Source organism: Streptomyces sp. NPDC001393 (assembly GCF_053597455.1).
In genome coordinates this window covers 48,125-61,787 of sequence record NZ_JBSFIH010000024.1, presented here as the reverse complement: position 1 = coordinate 61,787, position 13,663 = coordinate 48,125, and the positions used below count along the sequence as shown (strand labels likewise).

At 72.7% G+C, this 13,663-nt stretch carries 16 protein-coding genes and 1 pseudogene; 12 read left to right on the top strand and 5 right to left on the bottom strand.

Translation table 11 applies throughout. The features are described 5' to 3' along the window. Nucleotides 1-26 precede the first annotated feature (26 nt). Entirely contained in the window at nucleotides 27-563 is a 537-nt protein-coding gene (locus tag ACWC2T_RS24780) for an HXXEE domain-containing protein (RefSeq protein WP_450672541.1), read from the top strand. A 15-nt stretch (nucleotides 564-578) separates the two neighbouring features. Here ACWC2T_RS24780 and ACWC2T_RS24775 read toward each other — a convergent pair whose 3' ends face one another. Continuing rightward, nucleotides 579-1,619: an acyl-CoA dehydrogenase family protein gene (locus tag ACWC2T_RS24775; RefSeq protein ID WP_450672540.1), complete on the bottom strand. Its 1,041-nt coding sequence runs from the start codon at nucleotides 1,617-1,619 to the stop codon at nucleotides 579-581. Between the two features lie 124 nt (nucleotides 1,620-1,743). Between ACWC2T_RS24775 and ACWC2T_RS24770 the strand changes: the two genes are divergently transcribed. After that, nucleotides 1,744-2,094 carry a YciI family protein gene (locus ACWC2T_RS24770; RefSeq protein WP_450672539.1) on the top strand — a complete coding sequence of 117 codons (351 nt, stop codon included), beginning with the start codon at nucleotides 1,744-1,746 and terminating at the stop codon, nucleotides 2,092-2,094. Between the two features lie 110 nt (nucleotides 2,095-2,204). Here ACWC2T_RS24770 and ACWC2T_RS24765 read toward each other — a convergent pair whose 3' ends face one another. After that, nucleotides 2,205-3,191 (bottom strand): metallophosphoesterase family protein, encoded by a 987-nt coding sequence (locus ACWC2T_RS24765; protein ID WP_450672538.1) that lies wholly within the window; start codon nucleotides 3,189-3,191, stop codon nucleotides 2,205-2,207. Then, nucleotides 3,188-3,688, bottom strand: coding sequence for a cupredoxin domain-containing protein (locus ACWC2T_RS24760; protein ID WP_450672537.1), 501 nt, complete (start codon nucleotides 3,686-3,688; stop codon nucleotides 3,188-3,190). Before ACWC2T_RS24760 ends, ACWC2T_RS24765 begins: the two co-directional genes overlap by 4 nt. Before the next feature lie 147 nt (nucleotides 3,689-3,835). Between ACWC2T_RS24760 and ACWC2T_RS24755 the strand changes: the two genes are divergently transcribed. The 10 genes from ACWC2T_RS24755 (at nucleotide 3,836) to ACWC2T_RS24710 (ending at nucleotide 12,874) form a co-directional block, all read left to right on the top strand. Then, on the top strand, nucleotides 3,836-4,456 hold the full coding sequence (locus tag ACWC2T_RS24755) for a sigma-70 family RNA polymerase sigma factor (protein ID WP_450672536.1): 621 nt from the start codon (nucleotides 3,836-3,838) through the stop codon (nucleotides 4,454-4,456). A 25-nt stretch (nucleotides 4,457-4,481) separates the two neighbouring features. Further along, entirely contained in the window at nucleotides 4,482-5,273 is a 792-nt protein-coding gene (locus ACWC2T_RS24750; protein WP_450672535.1) for a zf-HC2 domain-containing protein, read from the top strand. A 135-nt stretch (nucleotides 5,274-5,408) separates the two neighbouring features. Continuing rightward, entirely contained in the window at nucleotides 5,409-5,831 is a 423-nt protein-coding gene (locus ACWC2T_RS24745) for an ATP-binding protein (protein WP_450672534.1), read from the top strand. A 124-nt stretch (nucleotides 5,832-5,955) separates the two neighbouring features. Next, complete coding sequence (locus ACWC2T_RS24740) at nucleotides 5,956-7,188, top strand: RNA polymerase sigma factor (RefSeq protein WP_450672533.1); 1,233 nt, start codon at nucleotides 5,956-5,958, stop codon at nucleotides 7,186-7,188. 111 nt (nucleotides 7,189-7,299) lie between these two features. Then, nucleotides 7,300-8,622 carry an aldehyde dehydrogenase family protein gene (locus tag ACWC2T_RS24735; protein ID WP_450672532.1) on the top strand — a complete coding sequence of 441 codons (1,323 nt, stop codon included), beginning with the start codon at nucleotides 7,300-7,302 and terminating at the stop codon, nucleotides 8,620-8,622. A gap of 41 nt (nucleotides 8,623-8,663) precedes the next feature. Beyond that, nucleotides 8,664-9,569 (top strand): aldo/keto reductase, encoded by a 906-nt coding sequence (locus ACWC2T_RS24730; RefSeq protein ID WP_450672531.1) that lies wholly within the window; start codon nucleotides 8,664-8,666, stop codon nucleotides 9,567-9,569. Nucleotides 9,570-9,798: 229 nt separating this feature from the next. Next, on the top strand, nucleotides 9,799-10,179 hold the full coding sequence (locus ACWC2T_RS24725) for a BlaI/MecI/CopY family transcriptional regulator (protein WP_450672530.1): 381 nt from the start codon (nucleotides 9,799-9,801) through the stop codon (nucleotides 10,177-10,179). Continuing rightward, the gene (locus tag ACWC2T_RS24720; protein ID WP_450672529.1) at nucleotides 10,176-11,102 is read left to right on the top strand and encodes a M48 family metalloprotease; all 927 of its coding nucleotides are present in this window, start codon (nucleotides 10,176-10,178) and stop codon (nucleotides 11,100-11,102) included. Before ACWC2T_RS24725 ends, ACWC2T_RS24720 begins: the two co-directional genes overlap by 4 nt. Before the next feature lie 246 nt (nucleotides 11,103-11,348). Continuing rightward, nucleotides 11,349-11,741 carry a VOC family protein gene (locus ACWC2T_RS24715; RefSeq protein ID WP_450672528.1) on the top strand — a complete coding sequence of 131 codons (393 nt, stop codon included), beginning with the start codon at nucleotides 11,349-11,351 and terminating at the stop codon, nucleotides 11,739-11,741. A gap of 62 nt (nucleotides 11,742-11,803) precedes the next feature. After that, the gene (locus tag ACWC2T_RS24710) at nucleotides 11,804-12,874 is read left to right on the top strand and encodes an adenosine deaminase (protein WP_450672527.1); all 1,071 of its coding nucleotides are present in this window, start codon (nucleotides 11,804-11,806) and stop codon (nucleotides 12,872-12,874) included. Here the strand turns inward: ACWC2T_RS24710 and ACWC2T_RS24705 are convergent. Beyond that, nucleotides 12,856-13,371 carry a mycothiol transferase gene (locus ACWC2T_RS24705; protein ID WP_450672526.1) on the bottom strand — a complete coding sequence of 172 codons (516 nt, stop codon included), beginning with the start codon at nucleotides 13,369-13,371 and terminating at the stop codon, nucleotides 12,856-12,858. The genes ACWC2T_RS24710 and ACWC2T_RS24705 overlap by 19 nt on opposite strands. Before the next feature lie 28 nt (nucleotides 13,372-13,399). After that, a pseudogene (locus ACWC2T_RS24700) lies at nucleotides 13,400-13,528 on the bottom strand (carotenoid oxygenase family protein); the annotation flags it as partial. Nucleotides 13,529-13,663: the final 135 nt, after the last annotated feature.

Here is a 13,663-nt window from a genome sequence, read left to right as displayed (position 1 = left end):
AACCGGCCCTGGCAGACTGCCCGTTCATGACACGAGAACCGAACCAGGTCACCGGGGCCGTCACCTGGGGACCGCTGGCCGCGTGGGCCGTGCACGACACCGAGGAAGTGATCATGGTGCCGCGCTGGGTGCGCACCCAGGCGCCGGAGCTGCGCAAGAGGTTCCCCGCCGTACCGGAGTCCGTGTGGCGGCGGCTGGAGGCCGTGGACGCGCGGGAGTTCGGCACCGCGGTCGGCGCGATGGCGGTGCTGCTGGCCGCCGCGTGCGCCGACGGCCACCGTACCGGGGGCCGGTCCGCCGTCCACCAGACCGCGCTCAACGCCTTCGGCCTGCACGGTCTGGTCCACCTGGCCCAGGCGGCGGCCATGCGCGGATACACACCGGGCTCCGCGACCACACCCCTGGTGGTCCTCCCGTTCACCGTGTGGGCCCGGGGCCGGCTGCGCCGCTCCGGCGTCCTGCGCCCGACTCGGCCACGGGACCTGGCCGAGGGCATCGCCTTCGCGGCGGCGGCCACGGTCGTCACCCACGCCCTGGCCCAGGGCGTGCTGCGACGGCGCTGACGGCGAGGTCCCGGCTCAGGCACCTCCCAGCGCCCGCAGATGCGCCGCCCGGGTCTCGGCCGTCTGCCCCTGCACCAGCAGGAACAGCGCCTCCCGGGCGAGGCGCTGGGCGCGGCTCGTCAGGGCCATCGAGCGGCCGCCCCCGGCCACCACCGCCGCCGTGGTGGCCGTACGCAGCACCTCGTACGCCTCCGCGCGCACCGCCAGCCGCTCCGCGACCCGCTCCAGCGGTTCCGGATGATCGGCCAGGGCGTAGGCGCGGTGCCGGACGTGTGCGAGCCGGGCCGTGAGCGGGGCGGCCGTCTCCGCGTCCACCAGGGACAGCGCGGCCTCCGCGACGCCGAAGACCGCCGGGCCCGCGTTCAGCGTCCTCGCCCGGTCCCCGGGCGCCCACTTCTCGTACGGCGCCCGTAGCGCCACCGCCTCCTCGGGCAGCCACAGGCCGGTCAGGTCGAGCGAGACCGTGCGCGCGGCGGTGAGCGCGGCGAGGCGCAGCGGTTCCGAGGCTCGCAGTCCCGCCTGGTCGCGCGCCTCGGCGAACGCGAACAGCACCTCGCCCGCGTCGGTCATCCCGGCGAGCAGCATCACGTCGTTCAGGCCCCAGCCGGTGTACCAGGGCACGGTCCCGTCGAACCGCCAGCCGCCGCCCTCCCGGCGGACCCGCACCGGGACGCGACGCGGATACGACCGCAGATGCGCGTACGCCACCCCCGACAGCAGCTCCCCTCGTGACAGCGGGCCCAACAACCGCTCGCGGACCGGGAGTTCGCTCTGGGCCAGGATCTGCACGGGCGTGTGGTGCTGGGTCTGCACGAACCACGTCGAACAGCACGCCCCGGACAGGATCTCCGCGATCCGGCGGACCACGTCCGGCGGCGCGCCCGAGCCGCCGTACGCGACCGGGGCGCCCGCCCCGAGCAGACCCGCGCGCTTCACCGCCTCGATGTGGCTCGTCGGCACGCCCTCCTGGTCGACCCGCTCGGCCTCGGGGATGAGCAGGTCTGTGGCGAGCCGGTGGGAGCGGTCGAGGAGCGGATGCGGGGTGGTGGCTGTCATACGGAAGATTCTTCCGAAGACGTCTTCCGGAGATTTCTTCCGGTGCCGTGTCGATCCGGGGGTCGGCCGTTCGTGTAGGAGGTGTCCCGCATCCGAGAGACCCTGAAGTCACCAGGAGGAAGACATGAAGCACTACCTGCTCAGCGTGGTCCAGCCGACCGGCGCGACCCCGCCGGCCCCCGACGCGCTCGCCGCGATCATGCGCGACGTCAAGGCGTTCAACGACGAGCTGCGCGCGGCCGGAGCCTGGGTGTTCTCCGGGGGGCTGCACGGCCCGGAGACCGCCACCATGCTCCGTCCCAAGGACGGCGACGTGCTCATCACCGACGGCCCCTACGCCGAGGGCAAGGAGTACCTGGGCGGACTCTGCCTGATCCGCGCCGCCGACCTGGACGAGGCCCTGGAGTGGGGCCGCAAGGCCGCCCTGGCGACCACCCTGCCCATCGAGGTACGGCCCTTCGTGGACCAGCACTGACCCGATCCCGCCGGATCACCTCGCGGCCCGGACGAGGCGGTCGCGAGGTGCACCGGGGTGGGGCAGGGATGTGCACGGGGGTGGGGCCCGAAGGAGGACCCTCTTCGGGGTCATGCCAGCCGCTCGTCCTTGATCGCCAGTTGCCGGTCGCCCCGCCGGTAGTCGACGGTGCGGATGCCGAGCGCGTCCTTCAGCTGCCGGGCGGGGACGACCTGGGGTGTGGGGGCGGGTGCCCGACCCGGCTTGGGCAGCGGATAGGCGGTGGTGGTGGCGGAGTGGAAGGTGATGTTGCCCTCCGTCTTGGTGAACAGCTGGTGGACGTGTCCGTTGAGACAGGTGACCGAGGAGAAGCGGCGCAGGAGCGCGATCACCTTCAACGCGTCGTCCGTGCTCCAGCCCCACTTCGGGTACATGGCGAACAGCGGGATGTGGCTGAAGACCACGACGGGGGTGTCCGACGGCAGACCCGCGAGGTCCCTGCGGACGAAGTCGATCTGCTCGGTGCCCAGGTGACCGAGCTTCTCCAGGCTCAGGGTGTTGACCAGGGCGACGAAGTGCACACCGTGGGTGTCGAAGCTGTACCAGCCGTCGCCGAGTGTGCCCTTGCCGAAGGTCTGCCGGTAGGCGCGGCCGGCGTCGCCGATGGAGTCGTGCTCGCCCGGCACGGTGAAGACACGGTCCGTCCGCAGCCCGGTCATCATCTGCCTGACCTGGTCGAACTGCCCCGCCGTCGACAGGTGTGTCAGGTCGCCGCTGTGCATGACGAAGTCGGGTCTGAAGCCGAGCCCGTTGACCTGGTGGATCGCTTCGGTGAACGAGGCGACCACGTCCGTGTTGGCCGGCCCCTGGAAGCCGATGTGACTGTCGGAGACCTGCACGAAGCGCAGCGCGCCGCCCGGTGCCGCGGCGGCCTCGGCGGTGGTGTCCCGGGCGCCCGCGACATGGCTGATCACCTCTCCGCCGGCCACGGTGAGCACGACGGCGCCGCCGAACCATCCGGCGTGCCGCAGGAGTTGCCGTCGGCTCATGCCGTGTTCGGAAGGTTCTCCGGCGTCGTCGAGGGGTACCGGGCCGTGAGGGTCGTCGTAGGCGGTCATGGGGTCACCTCCACGGTGCCGGTCATGAACGGATGGATGGTGCAGACGTAGGCGTAGCTGCCGGGCTGGGTGAACGTGTGGGTGTAGGTGCCGTGCGTGGCGAGGGCGGGCGAGTGCAGGGGGCCGCCCGGGCCGGCGCTGGTGACGGTGTGGGCGTCGGTGTCCTGGTTGGTCCAGGTCACCGTCGTGCCCGCCCGGACCTTCAGCGTGGCCGGGGAGAACGCGAAGTTCTTGATCGTCACGGCGTCCGCGGACACGGGTGCCGCGGCCGCGCTCCTGCTCGGAGACGTCATGGGCATGGTCATGTCGGGCGTCGCCGAGGCACCGGGCATCCCGGCCAGCTGATGCTGACCCTGGCCGGGCGTGAGGGAAGCGCCGTCCGGGGAGCGGGGCGACTGGCCGCACGCGCTCAGGAGGCCCAGCGCACCGGCGGTGGCGACGGCCAGCCCGGCCGCACAGCGCGTTCGGCGGCCCACAGGGCGGAAGTTGACGTACATGATGTTCGATCCCCACTGATCAGGTGATGCCGTCCGCGACGGCTCATGCCTGGTTTCACGGGTGGCGGCGGCGCGCGGTTCGGTGACTCCGAGGCTTTTGTCGTATTTCTAGCGAGTTGCTGGGTATGACACGACAAACAGATGCATATGCGTGATGATCGGCCTATGCCATGGAGTGCTCGAAAACGCGGTGAGGCGGCCGATCCGAATCGCTCCGGGCGCCGTGTCTCGGGTAACGGGACCGTTTCGACCACGGACGAGGAACTGCTCCGGGCTCTGTACGCCGAGCACGCAGGCCCCCTCTTCCACTACGTACTGCGACTGACGTCAGGAGACCGGCAGTGGGCCGAGGATGTCGTGCAGGAGACGTTGCTACGGGCATGGCAGCACCCCGCCGCGTTCGAACCCGCACGCGGACCGGCGCGGGCCTGGCTGTGCACGGTCGCCCGGCGCCTGGTCATCGACGCGCACCGGGCCCGGCAGGCGAGGCCGGCGGAGGTGGGCGGCGAGGCCCTGGAGCGGGCCGCGGAGCAGGCACCGGGCGAGGACGGGATCGAGCGAGCGTTGCAGAGCTGGGCCGTGGCCGACGCCGTCCGGACGCTGTCCCCGGACCATCGCGCCGTCCTGCTGGAGACGTACTACCGGGGCCGGACCGTGGCAGAGGCCGCTTCTGTGCTGGGCATCCCGCCGGGCACCGTCAAGTCGCGGACGTACTACGCCCTGCACGCCCTCCGGCTGGCACTGCGGGAACGGGGCATCGGGCCATGACCACGGCATGGAGGAGGTGCCGGTCATGAACGCGGACCACGACGACCTCCGGCTGGCGCTGGGCGCATATGTCCTGGGCGCGCTGTCCCCGGCGGAGACCGAACGGGTACGCGCGCACCTCGCGGAATGCGACGCGTGCCGGGCGGAACACGCCGAGCTGGCCGGACTTCCGGCGTTGCTGGCGACGGTCACCGCGGCGGAGGCCGAGGGCCGGCCCGTACCCGTCGGTGACGAGGACCCGGCCGACCGGCTGGTGCGGCGGGCGGCGGAGAGTGCCGGGGGCTCGCCCGAGGCGCCGCCCGGCACCTCCGGCCCGCCCCGGGCTGCCGGGGCGGGCCTGCTCGACCGGATGCTCCAGCAGGCCGCTGCCCGGCGCCGCAGGACCTGGCGGCGGCAACTGGCCACTGCGGTCGCCTCGTTGACGCTGGTCGCCGGGGCGGCGGTCGGCGGCACCTGGCTGGCGCTCGGCGGATCCGTGGCCGGCCAGGCGACGCGGCCCGCACCGGTCACGCCGGCTCCGTCGCGCGTCTTCTCGGGGAGCGACTCAACCACCGGGGTCACCGCCTCGGTGCGGGTCTCGCCCTCGGCGTGGGGCAGCGTGCTGCAGGTCTCCGCCCACGGGGCACCCGCGGGCATCACCTGCCGGCTGCAGGCGGTCGGGCCGGGTGGAACCAGGGCGGACGCCGCCACCTGGCGGGCGGGCGCGTATCCGGCCGGCACGACGATCCCCGGTGCCGTCCCGATGTCCCCGGCGGCCATCGAGCACTTCGAGATCGTCGCGGGCAACGGCCAGAAGCTGGTCACGATCAGGGCGTAAATAGAGAAGTTGCACAAAAATAGAGAAGTTGCACAAAAGGGGCGAGCGGCTCGAACCATATGCGCTTGTCGTCCGTAGAACTGAATGAGTGCTCAAACACGGGTTCCTACGCAGAAGAGCCAGAAGACCATGTTCGTGACCGATTCCGACCGTGCCGGCTCACTCCCCGCGCGGTCCTGCCACCACGAGGCGATGCTCACCCTGCCCGCGCAGGAGGCGCATGTCCCCGCCGCCCGTCATCTCGCGGCGGAGCTGCTGGAGTGCTGGCGGGTCCCCGAGAGCGAGCGGGACTCCGCCGTCCTCATTGTCGACGAACTCGCCGCCAACGCCGCCCAGTACGGCCGCGAACGCATGACGCTGCTGCTCGTCCTCGACGGCGGCACCCTGCAGATCGTGGTCAGTGACTCCGGAACGGCGGTCGAGCGCGTCCGCCACGACGTCGCCCCGGACGAGCACGGCCGCGGCACCGGCATCGTCGACTCCCTCGCGCAGTCCACCGAGGTCCACCAGACGTGCGGCGGCCGGGAGGTCCGTGCCTGTCTGCGGTGCCCGGCATGATCGAGCCCGTACGCTTCCGGCGACCGGCCACGGCAGAACCGCTGCCGTCCACCGGGCCGCACCCCGCCTCACGGCCGGCGTCGTCCGGGGCGCGGCATGATCGGACAGAAGGGCACGGGCGCTCATGCCGGACACCGCCGATGTCGAGGCCGTCTTCCGCGCCGAGTACGGGCGCGCGGTCTCCGTCCTCGTCCGCTTCCTCGGCGACATCGACCTCGCCGAGGAGGCGGTGCAGGACGCCTTCACCGCGGCCGTGCGCACCTGGCCGGAGACCGGTGTGCCGCCGAGCCCGGCCGGCTGGATCATCACCACCGCTCGCAACCGGGCCATCGACCGGCTGCGCCGCGAGTCCTCCCGGGACGCCCGGCAGGCCGAGGCCGCCCGGCTGTACGCGCCGCACCTGGTCACGCCCGACCCGTATGCGTCCGACATGCCGTCCGAGGAGGGGCCCGTACCGGACGACCGGCTCCGCCTGATCTTCACCTGCTGCCACCCCGCGCTGGCCCTCCAGACCCGGGTCGCCCTCACGCTGCGTCTGCTCGGCGGGCTGAGCACGGCCCAGATCGCCCGCGCCTTCCTGGTACCGGAGCCGACCCTCGCGCAGCGCCTGGTGCGGGCCAAGGCCAAGATCCGCGACGCGGGCATCCCGTACCGCGTGCCCAGTGACACCGACCTGCCCGAGCGGCTCGGCGGCGTCCTCGCGGTCGTCTACCTGATCTTCAACGAGGGGTACACCGGCGACCCCGCCCTCGGCGCGGAGGCGCTCCGCCACGGCCGGCTGCTCGCCGCGCTGATGCCGGACGAGCCCGAGGTCACCGGCCTGCTCGCGCTGATGCTGCTGGCCGAGTCCCGGCGGCCGGCCCGGCAGGGTACGGACGGCGTCCTCGTCCCGCTGCCCGAGCAGGACCGCACGCTGTGGGACCGCGAGCTCATCGCCGAGGGGCAGGACCTGGTCCGGCGCTGCCTGCGCCGCGGCCGGCCGGGGCCGTACCAGATCCAGGCCGCGATCAACGCCGTGCACAGCGACGCGCCCACCGCCGAGGCCACCGACTGGGACCAGATCCTGCGCCTGTACGACCAGCTCATGGCCGTGGCGCCGTCCCCGGTCGTGGCCCTGAACCGGGCGGTCGCCGTGGGGGAGACGGCGGGGCCTGCCGTCGCGCTGGACCTGGTCGACGCCCTCGGCCTCGACCGCTACCACGTGCTGCACGCCGTCCGCGCCGACCTGCTGCGCCGCCTGGGCCGCACAGCCGAGGCGGCCGTGGAGTACGGCTTGGCCGCCGAGCTGGCCGGGAGCGAGGCGGAACGGGCCTACCTGGAGCGGCGCCGCCGGGAGATCCACCCCCGGGCGACGTGAGCCGCGTCACCGTGACCGGCCGGAATGAACGTGAGGACCTGAAAGGTTGGCAAATACATCTACCGACCAGGCCCGGGCCGAAGCCGCCCGCGCACCACCAGCGAGGCACCCGTGAACCACTCCGCCATCGAGCAGCCCGCCGACATCGTGGCCCGGCTGCGCGCCACCTACGCCACCGGCCGCACCAAGCCCGTCGAGTGGCGCACCGGCCAGCTGCGCCGGCTGCGCGCGCTGCTCACGGAGCGCGGCGCCGACCTCGCCGCCGCCCTCCACGCCGACCTCGGCAAGAGCAGCACCGAGGCGTACCGCACCGAGATCGACTTCACCGTGCGGGAGATCGACCACACCCTCGGCCACCTCGAGGAGTGGCTGCGCCCGGAGCCCGCGCCGGTCCCGGCCCACCTGGGCGCCGACGCGACGGCCTGGACGCAGTACGACCCGCTCGGCGTCGTCCTCGTCATCGCCCCCTGGAACTACCCGGCGCAGCTGCTGCTCGCCCCCATGGTCGGCGCGCTGGCCGCCGGCAACGCGGTCGTCGCCAAGCCGAGCGAGCTGGCCCCGGCGACCTCGGCCGCCCTCACCGAGCTGATCCCCGCCTATCTGGACACGGACGCCGTCGCCGTGGTCGAGGGCGGCGTACTGGAGACCACGGCCCTGCTGGCCGAGCGCTTCGACCATGTCTTCTACACCGGCAACGGCACCGTCGGCCGGATCGTGATGCGCGCCGCCGCCGAGCACCTCACCCCGGTCACCCTCGAACTGGGCGGCAAGTCCCCGGTGTTCGTGGACGGTGACACCGACGTCGACGTGGTCGCGGACCGGCTCGCCCGCGGCAAGTTCCTCAACGCCGGCCAGACCTGTGTCGCCCCGGACTACGTCCTGACCGACCCGGAGACCGCCGTCGCCCTGGAGACCGCGCTGGTGCGCGCGGTCCAGGCACTGTTCGGCTCCGACCCGGCGACTTCGCCCGAGTACGGCCGGATCATCAACGAGCGGCACTTCGACCGGCTCCTCGGCCTCCTCGGCTCCGGTCGGATCGCGGTCGGCGGCGAGAGCGACCGCGACGCCAAGTACATCGCGCCGACCGTCCTCGCGGACGTCGACCCGAAGTCGCCCGTGATGCAGGAGGAGATCTTCGGCCCGATCCTGCCGATCGTCACCGTGCCCGGCCTCGACGAGGCGATCGCCTTCATCAACGACCGCGACAAGCCGCTCGCGCTGTACGTCTTCACCGAGTCCGGGAGGACCCGCGCCCGCATCGCCGCCGAAACCTCCTCCGGCGGCCTCGGGTACGGCCTTCCGCTCGCCCACCTCACCGTCTCGGACCTGCCGTTCGGCGGGGTGGGGGAGAGCGGCATGGGCAGCTACCACGGCCGGTACTCCATCGAGACGTTCAGCCACCGCAAGGCGGTCCTGGAGAAGCCGCTGAGCTGAATTCGCTTGCGCGGCAGGGCTGATGTGCGAGACTCCGCCGAATGACCGCTGACCCGATCACTGCGGATGCCTCCGGCACCTTCAAGCTCGGCGACCTGCCCGTCCACCGCATCGGCCTCGGAGCCATGCGGCTGACGGGCAGCGCCGCGTTCCACCTCGGTACGCCCAGCGACCGCGCACGTTCCCTGGCGGTGCTGCGACGCGCCGTGGAACTCGGCGTGAACCACATCGACACCGCCGCCTTCTACTTCTCCGCCACGCGCTCCGCCAACGAACTGATCAACACCGCCCTCGCCCCGTACGCCGACGACCTGGTCATCGCCACCAAGGTCGGCCCCTTCCGGGACTACTACGGCGAGTGGGGCGACGCGGCGCGCCCCGACCAGCTCCGCGGGCACGTGGAGGAGAACCTGCGCCAGCTCGGGCGCGACCACCTCGACCTCGTGTACCTGCGCCGCATGCGCCAGGACTCGATCGCCGAGCACTTCGGCGCGCTCGCCGAACTGCGCGAGGCCGGGATGATCCGCCACCTGGGAATTTCCGGCGTCGAACCCCGCCACCTCGCCGAGGCACTCGAGATCGCCCCGGTGGTGTCCGTGCAGAACCGGTACGCCCTGGACCGCCCCGATCCGGTCGACGAGGAGATGCTGCCCCTGTGCGGCGCTCACGGCATCGCGTTCGTCCCCTTTTACGCCGTCGCGGGCGAAGCCGGGCCGCGGGCTGCGGCCGACGCCCACGACGACACCGTCCGCGACATCGCCCGCGCCCACGGTGTGAGCCCGGCGCAGATCCGCATCGCCTGGACCCTCCACCAGGGCCCGCATGTCCTCGCCATCCCCGGCACCGGCAACCCGGATCACCTTGCCGAGAACGTCGCGGCGGGCGCGCTGCGCCTCACGGCGGACGAACTGACCCGCCTGGACGCCCTCCACGCCGCTACGAGCTGACGCGCCTGGGCCGCCGCTGCGGGATCCATCTCTCCGGCACGGCGGCCTCAGCCGTACCCCTGAGGCCCCGGTCCGGGTCGCAGCCCGGACCTCTGTTCCTTGCCGGCGGCCCCGTACGAGTGCCCTCCCATAATGGGTGCAGGGCACAGCCGTACAAAGGCTCGATTGACTACTATCGTGTAGACGATCGCGCGAGCCCTAACGCGAAGACGGGGTGAGGGACGTTTCCATGACCGAGGCGAAGGACGAGCGGCGGCCGGCGGGTGAGCTCGAGGCGACTGTCATGGCCGCACTGTGGGCCGCCGGCACCCCGCAGACGACCGGCCAGGTCCAGCTGAGCCTCGGCACGGACCTGGCGCGGACCACGGTGACCACGATCCTCACCCGCCTGTACGACAAGGGCGTGGTCGAGCGGCGCCGCCAGGGCCGCGGCTACGCCTACTTCCCGGTCCAGGCCGTCCAGGACGCGCACGGCCTCACCGCCCGCCGGATGCACAGCGAACTGGACCGGGACAGCGACCGCGAGACCGTCCTCGCCCGCTTCGTCGCCCAGCTCAGCCCCGACGACGAACGGATCCTGCGGGACCTGCTCGAATCCGACGAACGATGACCGCACTCCTCCTGCTCCCCCTGCTGCTGCCGTTCGCCCTGCCGGCACTGGCCCGCCGGGCCCTGGACCGGCTGGCCCCGGTCGCCGCGCTGTGGGCCGTCACCGGCAGCGCGGTCGTCCTCGCCGGCAGCTCGCTGGCCGCGCTGGGCTCCTTCGTGCTCGTCGGGCTGCTCAAGGTCCCGCTCTTCGCCTCGCTCGGCGAGCTGATCCACCCGCTGCGCACCGCCTCGGACCTCGTGGTGCTGCCGGCCGCCGCGACCTCGGTCGGCGCGCTCGCCGTCTGCGGCTGGACCCTGGTGCGCTCGGTGCTGCACCAGACCCGCGCCTTCCGTGCGGCCCGCACGGAGGCCGGGCGCGGCCCCGCGGCCGGCGACCTGTGCGTGGTGGACTCGCCCCGCCCGGACGCCTACGCGCTGCCCGGCCGCCCGCACCGCATCGTCGTGACCACCGCGATGCTGCGCAGCCTGGACGGCCCCGAGCGGGAGGCGCTGTTCGCGCACGAGCGGGCGCACAACGACGGCCACCACCACTACTTCCTCGCCGCCGCCGAACTCGCCGCGCACTGTCATCCGGCGCTCCGCCCGGTCCGCGAGACGATCCGCCTCGCCGCCGAGCGCGCCGCAGACGAGGCCGCCGCCGTCGGCGTCGGCGACCGGCGCCTGATGGCCCGGGCCATCGCCCGCGCGGCCCTCGCCGGACAGGCGGTCCACTCCGAGCGCCCCGACTTCGCGCCCGCCGCGACCACCGGCCCGGTCCCGCAGCGCGTCCAGGCGCTGCTGGCCGCTCCGCTCGTGCCCCGTGCCGGCCGTGCGATCGCCGCGCTCCTCATAGCCTGCACGGGCGTCTCCTGCGCCGCCTCGGTCGTCGGCCTGGCCGATTTCCACCACCGGGTGGAGGTCGCCCAGGGCGATGTGAGGCCCTGACACGCCGATCCAGTTTCTGACGCGCCCCCCGCATCCCCATACGAGCCCTGGACCCATACGAGCCCTGGACCCATACGAGCCCTGGACCCATACGAGCCCTGCACCCATACGCGGCCTGCATCGCATGGACGCCCCGCATTGCACAGGCCCCGGATCACCACACGGCAACGCGCGTAGAACCAAGACTGGCGCACGCCGGGTTTTACGTATAACCTCACCCGCTAACACCCACACCGGAAGGTCCCGATGCGACGCGTCGCCCTGGTCACCCTGCTCGTCGACGACTACGACGAGGCCATCCGCTTCTACACCGAAGCCCTCGGCTTCCGGCTGGCCGAGGACGCCCCGCGCCCCGACGGCTCCCGCTGGGTCGTCGTGGAACCGGGCGGCCCGGACGCCGGCACCGGACTGCTGCTGGCCCGCGGCAAGGACGAGGCCCAGCGCGCCCACGTCGGCGACCAGACCGGCGGACGCGTCGGGTTCTTCCTGCACACCGACGACTTCGCCCGCGACCACGCCCGGATGACCGCGGCCGGCGTGACCTTCCTGGAGGATCCGCGGCACGAGCCGTACGGCACCGTCGCCGTCTTCCAGGACCTCTACGGCAACCGCTGGGACCTGCTCCAGCCCGCCGACTGAGCCTCCTCCCGCGGCACGCTCCTGCCGCCCCCGTGAACCGCCTGCTCAAGGAAAGACCCGCCATGACTGCTACGCGCGTAGACGCCGAAGTGATCCGCCGCCTCCCCAAGGCCGTCCTGCACGACCACCTCGACGGCGGCCTGCGCCCCGCCACCGTCGTCGAACTCGCGGCGGAGGTCGGTCACACCCTGCCCACCACCGACCCCGACGAGCTGGCCGCCTGGTACTTCGAGGCCGCCAACTCCGGTGACCTGGTGCGCTACATAGCCACCTTCGAGCACACCCTCGCCGTCATGCAGACCCGAGAGGGCCTGCTGCGCACCGCCGAGGAGTACGTGCTGGACCTCGCGGCCGACGGTGTCGTCTACGCCGAGGTGCGCTACGCCCCCGAGCTGAACACCCAGGGCGGGCTGACCATGCGCGAGGTCGTGGAGACGGTCCAGGAGGGCCTCGCCGCCGGCATGGCCAAGGCAGCCGCCGCCGGCACCCCGGTCCGGGTCGGCACCCTGCTGTGCGGCATGCGGATGTTCGACCGGGTCCGCGAGGCCGCCGAGCTGGCCGTGGCCTACCGCGACGCCGGGGTGGTCGGCTTCGACATCGCCGGTGCCGAAGACGGCTTCCCGCCCGCCGACCACCTCGAGGCCTTCGAGCACCTGCGCCGCGAGAGCGTCCCCTTCACCATCCACGCCGGCGAGGCCCACGGCCTGCCCAGCATCCACCAGGCCCTGCAGGTGTGCGGCGCCCAGCGCATCGGCCATGGCGTGCGCCTCACGGAGGACATCGTGGAGGGCAAGCTCGGCCGGCTCGCCTCCTGGGTGCGCGACCGCCGGATCGCCCTGGAGATGTGCCCCACCTCCAACCTGCAGACCGGCTGCGCCACCTCGATCGCCGAGCACCCCATCACCGCGCTGAAGGACCTCGGCTTCCGGGTCACCCTCAACACCGACAACCGGCTGGTGTCGGGGACGACGATGACCCGGGAGATGTCCCTGCTGGTCGAGGAGGCCGGCTGGACGGTCGAGGACCTGCGCACGGTCACGGTGAACGCCCTCAAGAGCGCCTTCATCCCGTTCGACGAGCGCAAGGCCCTCATCGAGGACGTGGTTCTGCCCGGCTACGCCGCCGCGCTCTGAACGAGCCCCCTGAGGTAGGCGGCCTGTCCGACGTGCTGGAGGTCGTCGGACAGGACGCTCACCAGGCGCACGCCCAGGCTGACCGGGGGATCCCACCGCTCGTCCACGATCCGCTCCAGATCCTTGGCGGCGAGGCCGCGCAGCGCGCCGAGGGCCTGCTCGTGCACGGCGTCGTAGTACCCGGTCAGCAGGTCGGCGGACTCGACCCGCACCTTCGCGACCTTGGCCGGGCTGTGCCCGTACCCGGTGTCGTGGCGGGGCAGGTCGAGGCCGAAGCGCTTCTCCCAGCCCTGGGACAGCCACACCTGGTCGAGGTCGAAGGCGTCGGCGACGTGGTCGTCCTGCACCCGGGTCAGATGCCAGACGAGCCAGGCGATGGAGTTGGCGTCGGGCGCGGGGCGGTGGTGCAGCGCGTCCGGTCCCAGGCCGTCGAGGGCGGCATGGACTTCTTCCTGGATGCGGCCGTAGCCGTCGATGAGGATGTCCTTCGCATGCATACCGTCCACCATCGCAAACGGCGGCCGCTCACGCGTCCGGAATCCAGCTCCCGTGGAAACCGAGCGGCACCCGTCCGGGCAGGTGCACCCGTGCCACCGGCTCGCCGGTGAAGTCCTGGGCGGCCAGGATCACCAGGTCGGCGGCGCCGCGGTCGGGGGTGGCGCCGCGCAGGACGCCGGCGCCCCGCCCGACGTTCCAGCTGCGCGGTGCCCGTGGCGGACGGGCCGTCCGAGCCCGGCGATGTAGAACGGCGCCGGGTACGTCGTCAGGTCGACCTCGCCGAGCATCCAG

Coding starts and splice junctions, on each gene's coding strand:
- ACWC2T_RS24780 (WP_450672541.1), top strand. CDS start 27: ATGACACGAGAACCGAACCAGGTCACCGGGGCCGTCACCTGGGGACCG.
- ACWC2T_RS24775 (WP_450672540.1), bottom strand. CDS start 1,619: ATGACAGCCACCACCCCGCATCCGCTCCTCGACCGCTCCCACCGGCTC.
- ACWC2T_RS24770 (WP_450672539.1), top strand. CDS start 1,744: ATGAAGCACTACCTGCTCAGCGTGGTCCAGCCGACCGGCGCGACCCCG.
- ACWC2T_RS24765 (WP_450672538.1), bottom strand. CDS start 3,191: ATGACCGCCTACGACGACCCTCACGGCCCGGTACCCCTCGACGACGCC.
- ACWC2T_RS24760 (WP_450672537.1), bottom strand. CDS start 3,688: ATGTACGTCAACTTCCGCCCTGTGGGCCGCCGAACGCGCTGTGCGGCC.
- ACWC2T_RS24755 (WP_450672536.1), top strand. CDS start 3,836: ATGCGTGATGATCGGCCTATGCCATGGAGTGCTCGAAAACGCGGTGAG.
- ACWC2T_RS24750 (WP_450672535.1), top strand. CDS start 4,482: ATGAACGCGGACCACGACGACCTCCGGCTGGCGCTGGGCGCATATGTC.
- ACWC2T_RS24740 (WP_450672533.1), top strand. CDS start 5,956: ATGCCGGACACCGCCGATGTCGAGGCCGTCTTCCGCGCCGAGTACGGG.
- ACWC2T_RS24730 (WP_450672531.1), top strand. CDS start 8,664: ATGACCGCTGACCCGATCACTGCGGATGCCTCCGGCACCTTCAAGCTC.
- ACWC2T_RS24725 (WP_450672530.1), top strand. CDS start 9,799: ATGACCGAGGCGAAGGACGAGCGGCGGCCGGCGGGTGAGCTCGAGGCG.
- ACWC2T_RS24720 (WP_450672529.1), top strand. CDS start 10,176: ATGACCGCACTCCTCCTGCTCCCCCTGCTGCTGCCGTTCGCCCTGCCG.
- ACWC2T_RS24715 (WP_450672528.1), top strand. CDS start 11,349: ATGCGACGCGTCGCCCTGGTCACCCTGCTCGTCGACGACTACGACGAG.
- ACWC2T_RS24710 (WP_450672527.1), top strand. CDS start 11,804: ATGACTGCTACGCGCGTAGACGCCGAAGTGATCCGCCGCCTCCCCAAG.
- ACWC2T_RS24705 (WP_450672526.1), bottom strand. CDS start 13,371: ATGCATGCGAAGGACATCCTCATCGACGGCTACGGCCGCATCCAGGAA.